The 13,693-nt window shown below is 65.8% G+C and carries 17 protein-coding genes; 8 read left to right on the top strand and 9 right to left on the bottom strand.

The window, feature by feature from the left end; all coding sequences use genetic code 11:
* Positions 1–15 precede the first annotated feature (15 nt).
* The 3 genes from BDI24065_RS02035 (at position 16) to BDI24065_RS02025 (ending at position 2,088) form a co-directional block, all read left to right on the top strand.
* Positions 16–474 carry an Lrp/AsnC family transcriptional regulator gene (locus tag BDI24065_RS02035; RefSeq protein ID WP_006486309.1) on the top strand — a complete coding sequence of 153 codons (459 nt, stop codon included), beginning with the start codon at positions 16–18 and terminating at the stop codon, positions 472–474.
* A gap of 228 nt (positions 475–702) precedes the next feature.
* The gene (locus BDI24065_RS02030) at positions 703–1,272 is read left to right on the top strand and encodes a hypothetical protein (RefSeq protein ID WP_175029974.1); all 570 of its coding nucleotides are present in this window, start codon (positions 703–705) and stop codon (positions 1,270–1,272) included.
* A gap of 144 nt (positions 1,273–1,416) precedes the next feature.
* Positions 1,417–2,088 carry a YebB family permuted papain-like enzyme gene (locus tag BDI24065_RS02025; RefSeq protein WP_175029787.1) on the top strand — a complete coding sequence of 224 codons (672 nt, stop codon included), beginning with the start codon at positions 1,417–1,419 and terminating at the stop codon, positions 2,086–2,088.
* Between the two features lie 77 nt (positions 2,089–2,165).
* On the opposite strand, the gene BDI24065_RS02020 is transcribed toward BDI24065_RS02025, so the two are convergent.
* The 6 genes from BDI24065_RS02020 to BDI24065_RS01995 all read right to left on the bottom strand — a co-directional run bounded on the left by BDI24065_RS02020 (position 2,166) and on the right by BDI24065_RS01995 (position 6,057).
* Positions 2,166–2,453, bottom strand: a complete 288-nt coding sequence (locus BDI24065_RS02020; RefSeq protein ID WP_174939525.1) for a helix-turn-helix domain-containing protein — start codon at positions 2,451–2,453, stop codon at positions 2,166–2,168.
* Entirely contained in the window at positions 2,440–2,727 is a 288-nt protein-coding gene (locus BDI24065_RS02015; protein WP_438819994.1) for a type II toxin-antitoxin system RelE/ParE family toxin, read from the bottom strand. The genes BDI24065_RS02020 and BDI24065_RS02015 overlap by 14 nt, the downstream gene beginning before the upstream one ends.
* Before the next feature lie 270 nt (positions 2,728–2,997).
* Positions 2,998–3,630: a LysE family translocator gene (locus BDI24065_RS02010; RefSeq protein ID WP_175029785.1), complete on the bottom strand. Its 633-nt coding sequence runs from the start codon at positions 3,628–3,630 to the stop codon at positions 2,998–3,000.
* A gap of 211 nt (positions 3,631–3,841) precedes the next feature.
* On the bottom strand, positions 3,842–4,711 hold the full coding sequence (locus tag BDI24065_RS02005) for a hypothetical protein (protein WP_175029784.1): 870 nt from the start codon (positions 4,709–4,711) through the stop codon (positions 3,842–3,844).
* Positions 4,712–4,819: 108 nt separating this feature from the next.
* Positions 4,820–5,152, bottom strand: a complete 333-nt coding sequence (locus tag BDI24065_RS02000; protein ID WP_175029783.1) for a DUF2322 family protein — start codon at positions 5,150–5,152, stop codon at positions 4,820–4,822.
* A 179-nt stretch (positions 5,153–5,331) separates the two neighbouring features.
* Positions 5,332–6,057: a flavin reductase family protein gene (locus tag BDI24065_RS01995; protein ID WP_175029782.1), complete on the bottom strand. Its 726-nt coding sequence runs from the start codon at positions 6,055–6,057 to the stop codon at positions 5,332–5,334.
* Between the two features lie 229 nt (positions 6,058–6,286).
* On the opposite strand from BDI24065_RS01995, the gene BDI24065_RS01990 reads away from it, so the two are divergent.
* Positions 6,287–6,613: a thioredoxin family protein gene (locus tag BDI24065_RS01990; protein WP_175029781.1), complete on the top strand. Its 327-nt coding sequence runs from the start codon at positions 6,287–6,289 to the stop codon at positions 6,611–6,613.
* 10 nt (positions 6,614–6,623) lie between these two features.
* Positions 6,624–7,043 carry a secondary thiamine-phosphate synthase enzyme YjbQ gene (locus BDI24065_RS01985; RefSeq protein ID WP_175029780.1) on the top strand — a complete coding sequence of 140 codons (420 nt, stop codon included), beginning with the start codon at positions 6,624–6,626 and terminating at the stop codon, positions 7,041–7,043.
* A 44-nt stretch (positions 7,044–7,087) separates the two neighbouring features.
* Here BDI24065_RS01985 and atsR read toward each other — a convergent pair whose 3' ends face one another.
* The 3 genes from atsR to BDI24065_RS01970 are packed head-to-tail and all read right to left on the bottom strand — an operon-like array spanning position 7,088 to position 10,323.
* On the bottom strand, positions 7,088–8,908 hold the full coding sequence (gene atsR, locus BDI24065_RS01980) for a hybrid sensor histidine kinase/response regulator AtsR (RefSeq protein WP_175029779.1): 1,821 nt from the start codon (positions 8,906–8,908) through the stop codon (positions 7,088–7,090).
* Entirely contained in the window at positions 8,905–9,408 is a 504-nt protein-coding gene (locus BDI24065_RS01975) for a molybdopterin-dependent oxidoreductase (RefSeq protein ID WP_175029778.1), read from the bottom strand. The genes atsR and BDI24065_RS01975 overlap by 4 nt, the downstream gene beginning before the upstream one ends.
* A gap of 42 nt (positions 9,409–9,450) precedes the next feature.
* Positions 9,451–10,323 (bottom strand): response regulator, encoded by an 873-nt coding sequence (locus BDI24065_RS01970; RefSeq protein ID WP_175029777.1) that lies wholly within the window; start codon positions 10,321–10,323, stop codon positions 9,451–9,453.
* Positions 10,324–10,683: 360 nt separating this feature from the next.
* Here BDI24065_RS01970 and BDI24065_RS01965 point away from each other — a divergent pair, with 360 nt between their 5' ends.
* From BDI24065_RS01965 to BDI24065_RS01955, 3 genes are all read left to right on the top strand, one after another.
* Positions 10,684–11,271 (top strand): tetratricopeptide repeat protein, encoded by a 588-nt coding sequence (locus BDI24065_RS01965; protein ID WP_175029776.1) that lies wholly within the window; start codon positions 10,684–10,686, stop codon positions 11,269–11,271.
* 121 nt (positions 11,272–11,392) lie between these two features.
* Complete coding sequence (locus tag BDI24065_RS01960) at positions 11,393–12,220, top strand: hypothetical protein (protein ID WP_175029775.1); 828 nt, start codon at positions 11,393–11,395, stop codon at positions 12,218–12,220.
* A 115-nt stretch (positions 12,221–12,335) separates the two neighbouring features.
* Positions 12,336–13,361, top strand: a complete 1,026-nt coding sequence (locus tag BDI24065_RS01955) for a hypothetical protein (RefSeq protein ID WP_175029774.1) — start codon at positions 12,336–12,338, stop codon at positions 13,359–13,361.
* The last annotated feature ends 332 nt before the right edge of the window (positions 13,362–13,693 follow it).

Below are 13,693 nucleotides of genomic sequence, written 5' to 3'. Positions count from 1 at the left end.
TGGAATCGAATGCCAATGAAACTTGACGCCATCGACCGCCGGATCCTGAGCGCGCTCCAGCGCGACGGCCGCATGCAGAACGTGGAACTCGCGCACGAGGTCGGGCTGTCGCCGTCGCCGTGCCTGCGGCGCGTGCGGCTCCTCGAGGAAGCCGGCGTGATCGAGAAATACGTGGCCGTGCTGAATCCCGCGAAAGTCGGCAAGGGCCTGACGATCTTCACGCGCGTGTGGCTGAAGGGGCAGGACGCGGAATCGGTGAACCGCTTCGCCGAGGCCGTCCAGCAGATGCCGGAAGTCGTCGAATGCCACCTGATGGCCGGCGACTGCGATTTCCTGCTGCGCGTCGTCGCGGCCGACATCGACGACTACCGGCGCTTCCAGATGGAATACCTCACGCGCATTCCGGGCGTGCTGAGCGTGAAGACCGACATTCCGATGCAGAAGGTCAAGCTCACGTCCGCGCTGCCGACCTAGCGTGACGCGGGTGCATGGCCACGCGACGACGGGTCGACGAACGGTCACGGCGCGGTGACAATCGTCCGATAGACTGACGAATCAACGCGCATCGAACTTGTCGCCGGTGATGTCGCGCGACGTTCGATGCGCAAGCAACTAACGGTCAATGCCGAGGCGATCGGGCAGGCGGCGCTGCGCGCCGGGTCGTGCGTCGGCGCGGATGCGTTTCCTCTTGTCGGGCCATTCATGCAGCCAATCAACAATCCGTGGAATTCGCTGGAAATCGTCAAGCTCGTGCTGGGCGTGCTGACGCCGTTGTCGGTCGCGTGCCTTGGCTGGCTCGTCGCGCGCCGGCTGAAGCGGCTCGAACTCGTGCAGTGGACCAACCAGCGATTGATCGAGAAGCGGCTCGCGCTGTACGACGCGGTCGCGCCGCAGCTCAATGCGTTGCTGTGCTTCTACACGTGGATCGGCTACTGGAAGGACATCTCGCCGGACGACGTGATCCGTGCGAAGCGCGACCTCGATCGCACGTTCCACATCTACCGTTACCTGTTCGACGACGACGTGTACGACGCGTATCACACGTATATCCACGCGCTGTTCGACATGCATACGGGCCCGGGCCGCGATGCGCGGATCCGCTCGCTGATCCAGGCGCCCGACGGCGACCGCAGCGTGCACGGCTCGTATGAATGGAAACCGGCGTGGTCCGACCGTTTCGCGACCGCGAATGTCGTGCCGAAGGACGACGTGCTGCGGCACTACACGCAGTTGATGGAGCGGCTGCGCGTGGCGCTGGGCGCGACGCGCTGAAGGCTGCGGCGCCTGCACGCCGCTTCACGCCGGTATCGAAATCCGCCACTGGGTGGCGCGAATACCCACCCTCGCACAGGAAGCAGATGCAGCGGGCTGCGGCCGCTGACATGCTCGCGCCATCTCCACTCGCGCGAGGTCCGTATGGTTGTCGATACCGGCTGCCAGCCGCTCATGATCCGCTCGCCTGAAGCGGGCCGGCGGCGTCTCTTCTCCGTTGAATCTCACGATGCGCATCACATGCCGTTGCCGGTCGAGCCGGCGATCGGCGACATCGTCTTCATCCGCGTGACCGTGCGGCCGTTTCTCGAAGTGGCAAGCGCGACGCGCTCGTGGACGAATCACGTCGGGATCGTCGTCGGCGAGCGCGGCGGCGAGCCGCTGATCGCGGAGAGCACGTTTCCGCTGTCGCGCGTCACGACGATGTCGCGGTTTCTCGCGCGTTCCGATCGCGGTGCGTGCGTGATCGCGCGGCTGAAGCAGCCGCTCGATGCCGCGCAGCGGCGCCGGCTCGTGGACGCCGCGATGCGCCGGATCGGCGTGGTCTACGACACGGGGTTCAATCTCGCGTCGCGCCGGCAGTTCTGCTCGCGGTTTGTGCGCGAAGTCGTGCGCGATGCGACGCGGATCGTGCTCGGCGACGTCGAGACCTTCGACATGCTGCTGCGCCGGAATCCCGACCATCCGCTCGGCTTCTGGAAGATCTGGTACTTCGGCCGGATTCCGTGGCGCCGCCGCACGGTGACGCCGGCCAGTTTGCTGGGGAGCGGGGCGTTGCGGGTGGTGGTGGATACGCGCGCTGGTGACGCAGGATGACGGAGTGGGAATCGGTGATGCCCCTGCCTGCCGACGTGGTGGAATGTAGCGCTTCGATGCGTCGGCTTGCGGGCGCTTCAGGCGAACGAGATCACGAGCCTTTTACCGCAAGCCGCCGCATACTTGCGCAGCGTATCGATGGATGGTGAATGCTGGCCCGTTGCGAGCGCGCGCTCAAGCCGCGTTATAGCCGGTGCCTTCGTGCCCATACGCTCCGCCACATCGGCTTGAGACAGGCCGGCCTCTCGTCGGGCAGCCAGCATTGCGTCGAGCAGTGCGAATTCCTCGCGGTTCAGTCGTTCGAATTCAGCGCGCACCTCGGGGTCGGTCAATGCACGCTCGCGCAGTTCCTTATACGTTGCCATCTCGAACCTCCTTCAATCGACGGCGTGCCGTTTCCAGTTCCTTCTGTGGCGTCTTTTGCGTCTTCTTCACAAAACAATGAAGCATGACGATACGCCTCTCGACGATCGCACAATAAAACACTCGAGCGATACCTTCCGCGCCCTTCAATCGCATTTCGTACAGTCCATTGCCCATCGATTGCGTGTGGGGTTCGCCCAGGTTCGGGCCGTACTGCTCCATGCGGTCAACGAGCGCAAAGAACCGGGCGACGAGTGTCTTGGGTAATGCTGCCACTCCCTCCTCGACACGCTCATTGAAGAACCGTATTTCGTACGCACTGTTCACCATAGTAACAAATATGTTATGTTGATGCAAGAACTGTGGCCAGCCGCGACTGCGGATGAGGGCGGCTGGTCAGACGTGCAGGAGGGTTGGAGTCGCCGTTACGTAAGCTGGGGGCTTCGGCGAGGATGTGTGCGCCCGACTGTTCTCAGGCAATCCGGAATCGGCAAGGTGCGCAATTCGTTGCCGGCGCGTGCTACGCGCGATGGAAGAGTGGTGGGATTAGTTCCGCCCCGCCACCGCCAACCGCGCCGCCAGCCCCACGAACACCGACCCGAGCAGATACTGCGGCAGCTTCGACGGGCGGCGGCGCGCACCGATCCGCTGGCTCAGCCGGCTCGCGGACAGAATGACCGCGCCGTTCACGATGAGGCCGATCAGGTTCAGCACCGTCGCGAGCACGAGAATCTGCACGGCGATCGAACCGTGTTCGGGCCGCACGAACTGCGGAAACAGCGCGAGCACGAACAGTGCCATCTTCGGGTTCAGCAGGTTCGTCGTCAGCCCCTGGCGGAAGATCGCCGCGGTCGAGTGGCGACGCTGCGACGCGACGGGCGACAGGGCGGTCGCATCCGAACGGAACGTCTTCCACGCGAGATACAGCAGATAGGCGGCGCCCGCGAAGCGCACGGCGTCATAGGCGAGCGGCACCGCGACGAAGAGCTGCGACAGCCCGAGCGCGGCCGCCAGCGCGTGGCAGTAGGTGCCGGCCTGGATGCCCGCGAGTGTCGCGAAGCCTGCGCGCCGGCCCTGGCTCACGCTGCGGGACGCGATCAGCAGCATGTCGGGGCCCGGCGTGGCGGTCAGTGCGAGACACGCGCCGGAGAACAGCGCGAGCGTGGAGAAGTCGATCATCGGAGTCCCTTTTGTGGATGCAGCGTAAAAGGGAGGTCAGTTTAAGAGGGCGCCCGAGGCCGGTCAATCGAGCGAACGGACGATGGTCCGGCAGGCCGTCGAGGCCGATCGTCGACGCACATACGCTGCCTTGGGCACGCACGTTAGTGTCCGTCGCTGCTTCAACGGCGCACGCCGATGCAGCGCGTTGCGTGCGCGATCGCCGCATGGCTCAACGCTTGCGGCAGGCCACCTGATAATCGATCACGGTGTTCTCCGACGGTTTGTCCGGCTCGCCGCCCACCGTCGTCACGCCGAGCACGCCGGCCGCGCTCCGGTAGCGCAGCGCGCAATAGCCCATTCCTGTGCCCGAACACGCTTCGGCTTCGATGATGCCGTGCTTCGCGAGCGTCGCCGCGCCGTCCATCGCGTCCGGCTTCTCGCGCGGGCGCAGCGGTTGCCAGCCTTTCGCGATCAGGATCCGGCGCGCGACGTCGAGCGGCTTGCCGTACACGTTGGGCACGACCGCGCGGCCCTGGCAGTAGCTGCTTTCAGCCGCGACGCGGGTCAGGCGCAGGCCGCCGTTTTCTTCGTGGAGTTCGCCGACGGGCGGCGCCGGGCCGTCGCCGCCCCAGATCAGCAGTGCGCCGTTTTCCAGCCGATCGGCCGTGCCGAGCTGCCAGCCTGCCTTGCGCGCCGTGTAGCCGAGCGCGACGAGCGTCGTGCCGTCGAACACGCCGACGTTGCCGTTGCGCGCGAAGCAGATTGCGCTCGTGCCAGCGCTGAATCCGCTCGCGAACGTGACGACCGTGTAGCGGCCGAGCGGCGCTTCGGACGTCACGATCCAGTCGCGCTTCGCGACTTCACGGCCGGCTGCGGTAGTCGTCTTCGCGCGGTATTGCGTGCAGAACGCGTCGAGCGAACCGTTCTCCGGCGAGTGCGGCAGCACGCCGAGCGGCACCAGCGACGCACCGGCGATATCGGAGGCCGTCCGCAGCGGATCGGCCGATGCGGTGCCGCCGAGCGCGGCACACGCAACGGCTGCGATCGAAACGATCGAAGCAAGACGGCGGGCAAACGGCAACGCAACGAAGCGGGACACGCAGGCTGTCTCCGGGGAAAGGGATACGGGCGCGATGATCGCGGGTTTTCGCCCGCGTGTCACGGTCGCGCGCACCGGCCGGCAGCGCACCACCGTGCCGCCGGCGACTCAGCCCTTCGCGACGACGTCGATCCGCAGCGCTTCGCCGCCTGCGACGATCGCCAGCAGGCGATCGACGTTCGGATGCGCGCCCGGGCGGTTGCGTGCGTCGGCCGTATGTTCGGCGAACACCGCGAGGCCGTGCTCGGCGGCTTTCGCGTCGAGCGTGCCGAATGCCTGCTTCAGGTAGTGGTACACCGCGAGCGAGCCTTGCTTGCCCGGCTGGTTCTCGATGGTCGCGACCACGTCGCCGTTCGCGCCGACGAGATCAATATGCGCGACGCCGTCGATGGCCGGCAGCTGTGCGAGGTTGTCCTTGAATACTGGGGTCGGTTGAATCACTGAAAACACTCCGTCGGTTCGGTCATGGGCCAATGAGCATGGCCGGCCGTATCTTATCCGATCGGCCTTTGCGCACCGGCCGCCGCGCGGCTCGCGCCTCGACGGCGGGCCGTGTTTCACCAGCGTCGTCCAGGCGCGCAACTGTGCGATCGACCTCCCCGTTCAGTGCAGCCGCTCCGTCAGGTCGAGCCGTCCGAGGTGACGCCGGCCATCGCGCCGGCCGGTACGCCCGCGTCACGCGAGCGCTCGATGTCGGGGCTGCGATACGCCCGCTCGGGAATCTCGGCGAGCCGCGACGCGTGCACCTGATGCGGCGCGAGGCCGTAGAACTTCTGGAAGCTCATGATCAGCGGCGACCACTTGTCCGGATCGATGCGGTCAGGATCACCGTCCATCAGCAAGTCGGGATGCACGTGCACGCGCTGGATGCGCAGCTCGAACACACGGATAAGACCGCGCACGTCGGGCGCTTCTTCGCCGATCCCATGCGTGGCCGCGACGACCGCTTCCATGTGCACCGGGCATTCGAGCGCGCGCGGCGGCGCGACGGTGTGCGAGGCCGCCTCGGTGAGCCCGGCCGTGCCGAACTTGTCGGGTTCGTACACGTAGCCTCTTGCGCGCTTCCTTTCGGGTACCGGATACGTGCCGGTCGTGCGTGCGATCCGGTCGACCGCGTGCGCCTGCGCCGACGACGGCAGGTTCAGCACGCATTCGCCGGTGCGCAGCAGGTTGCGGGTGGTCTGCGAACCGGCGCCGATGCCGATCACGCCGCGCCAGCCGAGCCAGAACGCGGACGAGATCGGCGCGAGATTGGCGGTGCCGTCCTCGTTCAGCGTGCTGACCAGCACGACGGGCGTGCCGAAATAGAGGATGTTCGGTTCGGTGACGCAATGCGGAGCGTTCATGGTCGGGGCCTTCGTTGAGGGATCAGTCCGCATGCTGATCCTGTCGCGACGGCGCGGCGCTCCGAATCTTGTCGTGTCATTCCGGAAGGGGCGCGGAGACGGCATTTGCGCCCGGCAGGACCGCCCGGCACCGCGTGCGCTTTTCCGCTACAGTAGGAGATCGCAGGCTGCGCCCGCCGCACCGCACGGGCGTGCGCGGCCCTGTTCCGCCAACGCACACGAGGGCCTGATGGATACCGAGCAACGCTACACCGCCGACGCGCCGACGCGCGCGGAAGTCGACGCACTGGGCGGCCCAACCGTCATCGAATTCGGCGCGAACTGGTGCGGGATCTGCGCGGGCGCGCAGCCGGCGATCGTGTCGTCGTTTTCCGCGCATCCCGCCGTGCGGCACCTGAAGATCGAGGATGGCCCGGGGCGCCCGCTCGGCCGCTCGTTCGGCGTGAAGCTGTGGCCCACCTTGGTGTTCCTGCGCGACGGGGTCGAAGTCGCGCGCGTCGTGCGCCCCGCCGACGCGAAGCAGATCGAAGCCGACGGCTTCGCCGCGCTGGCCTGAGGACACGGCGATGCAACAGGCGCTCACGCACATCGGTATCGACACGCGCGGCAGCGGCCTCGTCGAATTCACGTCGCAGGTGCGCGCGTTCGTCGACCAGCAGGCCATCGGTACCGGCCTGCTCACCGTGTTCTGCCGCCATACGTCGGCGTCGCTGCTGATCCAGGAGAATGCGGATTCGTCCGTGCAGCGCGATCTCGAACGCTACTTCGCGACGCTCGCACCCGAGGACGCCACGCGCTACGAGCATGACACCGAAGGCACCGACGACATGCCGGCACACCTGCGCACGGCGCTCACGCAGGTGCAATTGTCGATCCCGGTCGAGCACGGGCGCATGGTCCTCGGCACCTGGCAGGGCATCTATCTGTTCGAGCATCGCCGCGCGCCGCACCGGCGCGATATCGTGCTGCACCTGATCGGCGAGTAAGCGGGCGCGCGCGGCAACACGCGGCACATCGCTAGCGCACCGGCTCAGGCGAGCAACTTCTCGACGAGCGCGCCGAGTTCGCGCAAGTGGACGGGCTTCGGCAGGAATGCGTCGAACACCCGCTTGTTCTCGCGCAGCGCGGCCGATTCATACGCGCTGACACCGAGGATGGCTGGATGCCGGCCGTCGTCGTCCGGTACCGCAACCGCGCGCATGCGCCGCGCGACCTCGAAGCCGCTCAAGTCCGGCAGCTCGAGATCGAGCACGACGATGTCGTAATGGCCCGTCCCGAAGCGCGCGACGCCTTCCTGCCCGGTGCCGCACAGATCGGCGTCGATGCCGAGCGCCGACAGCATGGCGCCGAGCGTTTCGCGCGCGTTGTCGTCGTCGTCGACCACCAGCGCGCGCCGGTCGCGGTGCACGGACGCGTGCGGCAGCGCGAGCGCGTCGCCGGCCGCGTTGCCGGCGGTGTCGATGCCGGGCACTTCGGCCGGTAGCGTCACGACGAATTCGCTGCCTTCTCCCACTACGCTGCGCACGTCCACATGCCCGCGCAGCGTCGTCACGATTTCGCGCACGACGGCGAGCCCCATGCCGATCCCGTCCACGTGCAGCCCGACCGCGTCGTTCGCGCGGTAGAACGGCTCGAAGATCTTCGACAGGTGCTGCTTCGCGATGCCGGCGCCCGTGTCGCGCACGGCGATCTTCAATTGCGGGCCGGCCGGCGCGTCGGCGAGCGTGATCGACACGTCGATCGATCCGCCGAGCGTGTACTTGACCGAGTTCTCGATCAGGTTCGACAGTACCTGGCGCAGCAGCTTGCGATCGGAACGGATCGCGAGACCGTGCGGTTCGACCTGCTGCGCGACCGCGATCCGCTTGGCCGCGATCTTCTCGCGCAGCGGGTCGAGCACCTCGGCGAGCAGCGACGCGATGCCGACGGTTTCCCGTTCGGCGAGCCGCTTCGTCGAGCGCAGCTTGATGTAGTCGGTCAGGTCCTTGACGAGCGCTTCGAGCGACAACGCGGAATTCTGCAGCCGCCGGATCGTCTTCAGGTTCGCGTCCGACTGCGGGCGCGCGAGCAGGATCTCGACCGACCCGCAGATCGCCTGCAGCGGCGTGCGCAACTCGTGGCTGACCATCCCGAGGAACGCGTTCTTCGCCTCGATCATCTCGAACGCGCGGTCGGACGCCTTGCGTTCGGCGTCGAGCGCCGCGTCCTGCCGTTCGAGGAGATCGTCACGCGTGCGCATCGTATAGAACAGCAGCAGGAACAGCGCGCACAGGATCACGCCGAGCACGATGCCGAGGATCAGGATCGCGCGCTGCTTTTCCTTCAGCTGATGGAACGTGAAGTCGCGCTGCGCCATTTCGATCGCGCGGAAATAGTTCGCGAGGCCGTTGACCTTCGGCCAGTACGCATTGACCTCGTCGATCATCTGCTGCGCATTTTTCGGCGCGCCGCGCAGCAACGGCACGTCGTGCTTCAGGCGCGTCATGAATTCGCCGAGCGCGTCGATCTCGTTGCGCGCGCGCGGGATGCGCAGCCAGTATTCGGACACTTCCGACGGCCGCTGCAGAAAGCCGAACGACACCGACAGGCTGTCGAGCTGCATCTGCACGTGCTCGAAGTCGTCGTCCTCGCGCGTCGCGTAGAGGATCAGTTGCCGGTCGAAGCGCGTATAGACGTTCCGGTATTGCGCGGCGGTCCAGAACACGCCTTCGCGCGGCCCCTCGAGCACGCCCTCGTTGACCGAGGTAGCGAGGAGGTCCCACAGCAGGAACGCCCACGCGGCGAACCCCATGATCCACAGCGAGCCGAGGACCAGGATGATTTTTCTATTTTTCCATCGCCCGCGTTTCATTTCACCGTCAGGCCGATGATCTGCCACGCGAACTTGGCTTCGCCGAGCGGCGTCTTCAGTTCATCGGGATACTGGTCGCGCGGGTACATGATCCACAGCGGGCCGTAGTTGTCGTTGCCGAGCACCTTGCCGTTCATCGTCCGCGCGAGGATCACGCCGTAACGATCGACGTCGGACACGGGAATCGTGAACGTGTACTCGTCGACGCAGCGGAACTCGATCTGCGTGCCGTGCGCGCCGACGGTCTTCAGGATGTCGGACAGGCGCGGGCCGGTGAAGGTCGCCTTCGGCGTCCAGCTCGTCGACGTGACGATCGTGTGCTGCGGCAGCGCCATCAGCGCCTGCTCGGAAAACACGTACGCCGCGTTGCCCTGCTGGTTGTGCTTGTCGATCTTGCCGTCGACGGTGAACGTAAACGACGAAGCGGCCCAGGTCGCCGCCGCCATGCCGAGCAGGCAGGCCGTCAGCAGGCTCTTGGTCCAGATGGTCGAAATTCGCATGTCTTGCCCTCGGTCGTGCGGTGGTGGTTTGTCGTTGTGGTCTCAGTTCGCGGCGGCGGCGGCCGGCAGCGTGATCTTCAGTTCGCGCGCCACTTCGGCGAACAGGATCGGCAGGCGCACCGGCTTTTCCTCGCAGCGCGCGTTGTAGTGCGACACGATGTGCGCGATTTCGTCCTCGCTGGCTTCGCCGGTCGAGATCTTGCCGGTCAGCAGGAAGATCGGCGCGCCGCTGTTCTCGCTCGAGCGGATGCCGCGCACGAGTTCGGCGGCCGTCTGGTCGCCGAGCATCCAGTCGAGGATGTAGCCGTCGAAATCCTCGACCTCCAGTGCCTTGCGGAACGCCGCGCCGTCGAAGTACGGGATCGCGTTCACGCCTTTTTCGATGAAATATTCACATACCGTTTCGGCGACGTCCTGCGAATCGTCGACCACGGCGATGCGCGCCGCATACACGTTCGGCTGGGCCGAGCGCAGCTCGATGACGTCGACCGGATACGTGCGGCCCTCGCGCGCGTGCTGACGCTCGGTGATGAGCCACTCGCCCTGCCACTGCAGCGCGACGAAATCCGTCTCGCTCTGGCTGCTGGCCTTGGTCGAGATCGCGGCGCGGCAGCGAAAGCGCCGCGACTCGATCACGAGCGTCGCGTCGATCATCTCGGCGGCGGCCGGCTGCGTGCCCTTGTCGTCGAGCAGGATCGCGGGCGGCACGCCGAAGTGCGTCGCGATGTCCTGCAACTGCGACAGGTTCCACGGGATCAGGCCTTTCATCTTGCGCGTGACGACCGAGAAGCTGAGGCCGAGCACGTTCGCGATCGTCGTGTTGTGACTTCGCGGCGGAATGCCGTTCCGGTTCAATAGGTCGCGCACCTTGTTGGCGGTGATCAGATCGACGTTGGCCTGCTCGCTGTTGGACATCTCGATGGGGTCTCCAGGGGTTTTTGGCGAGGGTGAGCATATCAAAACTGACGTGTCATGCAAGCTTTGAAAAAGCGAATGACCTTGACATGCCTTTTTTCTTCATTATTATTGCTCACCACGTCACTATTGTTTGTCGCGTCATGTTTGGAGATCGATGCCGGCATCAGTCGGTACAGCGAAAAGCGACAACAATGAAGCAGTGACGGAACGATTCGAAGAGAGAACCTGAGAGAGCCTTGGAGTGCGTGTCGGCGTCGGCGGATTGTATCCGTTGCGCCGCGCGCCACCGGGTGCGAGCTCGCGGGGGTGGGATAGCTCGAAGAATTGCGGCGCCAATAAAACCTGAGGAAAGTAACAATGTACCGCCGTTTACTCGCACCGGGGCTGCTGTTGCTACTGGCCGCGTGCGCGCAGGATCCGTCCGTCACCGGCAACACGGTGCGGATCTGCGACGACACAGGTTGTTCCGACCGTCCTAAAGATCAGGTGTCCTATCAAAAAAGGGACGATTCGGAAGATCAGGAAAGCCCGCGCATCGCTGCGCTGAAACAGACCGCGAAGACCCAGCCGAAGGCCGCCTACGACCTCGGCCTGCGTTATTTCCGCGGCGACGGCGTACGCCAGGACAGCTACCAGGCACTCAAGTGGATGCGCGAGGCCGCCGAGCGTGGCGACCTGCAGGCGCAGAAGGCGCTCGGCAGTTTCTACCTGTTCGGCCTCGAGGAAATGGGCTCCGATGCGCGTGAAGCGGAGAAGTGGCTGTCGATCGCGGCCGGCCGCGGCGACAAGGAGTCGAAGAAGCTGCTCGACCTGGCGCGCAAGGCCAAGAAGGAAGACGAAGAAGACTGGAAATGGCGCACGGAATGGCGTGACCGCTATTACGGCTACTGGTACTCGGGCTATCCGTACTACGGCGTCTGGCAGCAGACGTACTGGTACTACTGACCGGGCCTGAAGCAACGGGGGCAGCAGCGGGGAGACCACCATCGCGCGCCAGCCGGGGGGGCTTATCGAAGTTCGCACGAACACATAAGCCGAACAACGACTCTAATCGATCGACAACGACATGAAGACCATCCTTTCCCAACGTCTCACTCAAGGTGCGCTGGTGGCAGCGCTTTGCGCGTCCGTGACGGGCTGCGGCGGCGTGGTGACGCCCGGCGGCCAGAACGCGGGCGTCACCGGTGCCGCTGCGGGCGGCACGAGCGCCGGCGCCGATTCGGGGCTGCAGCGCTGCGCGTCGCCGCTCGGCACGATCGCCGTCGACGACGGCCGCAACGCCGACTGGTGGGGCCCGTTCGGCAGCGCGACCAAGATGACGACGATCGACCCGCTGCTGCGCCTGGCCGTCCAGCAGTCGAACTGCTTCGTGATCACGTCGATCGGCAACCAGAAGAGCGACGCGCGCCTGTCGCGCATCACGCAGCTGCAGCGCAACTCGGGCGAGTACCGCGCGGGTTCGAAGCAGCAGAAGGGCCAGCGTGTCGCGGCCGACTACTACATGGAACCGCAGATCGTCATCAACGATTCGCCGATCGGCGGCATCGGCAGCATGATCGGCGGGCTGATCGGCAACGGTGCGGTCGCGGCGGTGGCCGGCCACCTGCAGACGAAGGCATCGGTCGTCACGCTGACGCTGTTCGACGTGCGCTCGGCCGTGCAGATCGCGGCGTCGGAAGGCAGCTCGACGGCGACCAACTACGGTGCGGCGCTGGGCGGTTTCGGCGGCGGCGTGGGCGGCGCGCTCGCGGGCTTCTCGTCGACGCCGGAAGGCAAGGCGACGGTCGTCGCGTTCATCGACGCGTACAACAAGATGGTTGTCGCACTGCGCAGCTACAAGGCGCAGGACGTCAAGGGCGGCCTCGGCCGCGGTGGCCAGCTCCAGGTCAACTGACGCCCCCGGGCCGGCGGTGCGCCGCCGGCCGATTCGTGATTCGTGACTGTCCGTGCGTGCGGCGTGATCCGCGCGTACCGGCTTCGTTCGTCCTTTTTGCATTGAGGTGATCCCGATGAAAGCCGTTGCTCTGATCGCATTGACCTGTCTGGCGCTGACCGCTTGCGGCGGCGACGATTCCTCGCCCGCGGCGTCCGGTGGATCGGGCACGAGCAACAACGGCGGCACCGGCGGGACCGGCGGCACGGGATCGGGCGGGACGGGAAGCGGTGGTTCGGGTGGCACGGGTGGTTCTGGCGGCTCGGGCGGCAGCACGCTGACGCTGCGCTACGACGCACAGCCGCCGGCGACGGATCAGGCGAGCTTCCTGACGTTGCTCAACGGCGAAGGCGCGAAGGGTTATCGCTATCTGGGCGACTACTACTACAGCGCGAGCAACGGCGGTTCGCGGTCGATCTTCGTGAGCGACGGCACCGTGCAGACCTACACGTACGTGCTGCAGTCGGCGCCGGCCGACATGACGGGCTTCGTCAGCCAGGCGAACGCGCAGGGTGCGAGCGGCTACCGCTACGAAGGGCCGCTCGCTTACGGCTATCTGTATCGCAAGGACGGCGGTTCGTCGGCCACCTATACGTACACGACGACCGGGCTGCCGGCCGACACCAATGCGTTCCTCACGCAGGCGAACGGCCAGGGGCAGTCGGGCTACTGGTTCCTCGGGCCGATGATGGTGGGATCGGTGCAGGCGAACGTGTACATGAAGAACAACGCGTCGAACGCGACCTATACGTACGATGCGCTGGTGCCGACGACGACCGTCGCCGATTTCATCGCACAGGCCAACAGCGAGGGCGCGAAGGGCTATCGTGCGAAGGGCGGGATGCTGTTCGGCAGCACGATCTCGTGGGTCTATGTGAAGGACCAGACGCAGTCGCCGACCTTCACGTATCAGTCGGCCGCGATCCAGACGACCGGCGCCAGCTTCGTCCAGCAGTCGAACACGCTCGGCGCGCAGGGTTCCGCCTATCTGGGCGATCTCGCGCTCGGCACGCCGACTCCTGTGCTGGCGTCGTTCTATTTCACGCCGAAGAACTGCACGGGCTTCCTGTGCACGACGCTGAATCCGCTCACGCAGAACTGAGCGAACGACGCGGCTGCGTCGGGCAGCCGCTTTTCTGTTTATTTTCCGAAGCGGGGCGGGTACCGGTAAGACGGTGTCCGCCCCGCTTGCTTTTGCTCGCCTTCGATCGGGCCAGCGCGCGCCCATCGTTCCGGCCCCTACCGTCGGAATCGGCGCGCAAATATCGTTCAAGTTCAAATCTTCTTTAAAACGATATTGGACATGTACTAAATCGTTCATTCCGGACTGATTTTAGGCAGACCGTTTGGCATGATCGTGGCATTCCAATCGTCCTGGGCCACCTTCCTGCACGACGCCGGAGCCGGATGCGCACGCACGCCGGGATCCGGCGT

The organism is Burkholderia lata (genome assembly GCF_902499025.1).
GTDB classification, from domain to species: Bacteria; Pseudomonadota; Gammaproteobacteria; order Burkholderiales; family Burkholderiaceae; genus Burkholderia; species Burkholderia lata_C.
The sequence above is the reverse complement of the archived record's forward strand: the minus strand, read 5'-3'. Positions and strand labels throughout refer to the sequence as shown.

Coding starts and splice junctions, on each gene's coding strand:
- BDI24065_RS01990 (WP_175029781.1), top strand. CDS start 6,287: ATGGATACCGAGCAACGCTACACCGCCGACGCGCCGACGCGCGCGGAA.
- BDI24065_RS01960 (WP_175029775.1), top strand. CDS start 11,393: ATGAAGACCATCCTTTCCCAACGTCTCACTCAAGGTGCGCTGGTGGCA.
- BDI24065_RS02025 (WP_175029787.1), top strand. CDS start 1,417: ATGGTTGTCGATACCGGCTGCCAGCCGCTCATGATCCGCTCGCCTGAA.
- BDI24065_RS01970 (WP_175029777.1), bottom strand. CDS start 10,323: ATGTCCAACAGCGAGCAGGCCAACGTCGATCTGATCACCGCCAACAAG.
- BDI24065_RS02020 (WP_174939525.1), bottom strand. CDS start 2,453: ATGGCAACGTATAAGGAACTGCGCGAGCGTGCATTGACCGACCCCGAG.
- BDI24065_RS02010 (WP_175029785.1), bottom strand. CDS start 3,630: ATGATCGACTTCTCCACGCTCGCGCTGTTCTCCGGCGCGTGTCTCGCA.
- BDI24065_RS02030 (WP_175029974.1), top strand. CDS start 703: ATGCAGCCAATCAACAATCCGTGGAATTCGCTGGAAATCGTCAAGCTC.
- BDI24065_RS01955 (WP_175029774.1), top strand. CDS start 12,336: ATGAAAGCCGTTGCTCTGATCGCATTGACCTGTCTGGCGCTGACCGCT.
- BDI24065_RS02035 (WP_006486309.1), top strand. CDS start 16: ATGAAACTTGACGCCATCGACCGCCGGATCCTGAGCGCGCTCCAGCGC.
- atsR (WP_175029779.1), bottom strand. CDS start 8,908: ATGAAACGCGGGCGATGGAAAAATAGAAAAATCATCCTGGTCCTCGGC.
- BDI24065_RS01985 (WP_175029780.1), top strand. CDS start 6,624: ATGCAACAGGCGCTCACGCACATCGGTATCGACACGCGCGGCAGCGGC.
- BDI24065_RS01965 (WP_175029776.1), top strand. CDS start 10,684: ATGTACCGCCGTTTACTCGCACCGGGGCTGCTGTTGCTACTGGCCGCG.
- BDI24065_RS01995 (WP_175029782.1), bottom strand. CDS start 6,057: ATGAACGCTCCGCATTGCGTCACCGAACCGAACATCCTCTATTTCGGC.
- BDI24065_RS01975 (WP_175029778.1), bottom strand. CDS start 9,408: ATGCGAATTTCGACCATCTGGACCAAGAGCCTGCTGACGGCCTGCCTG.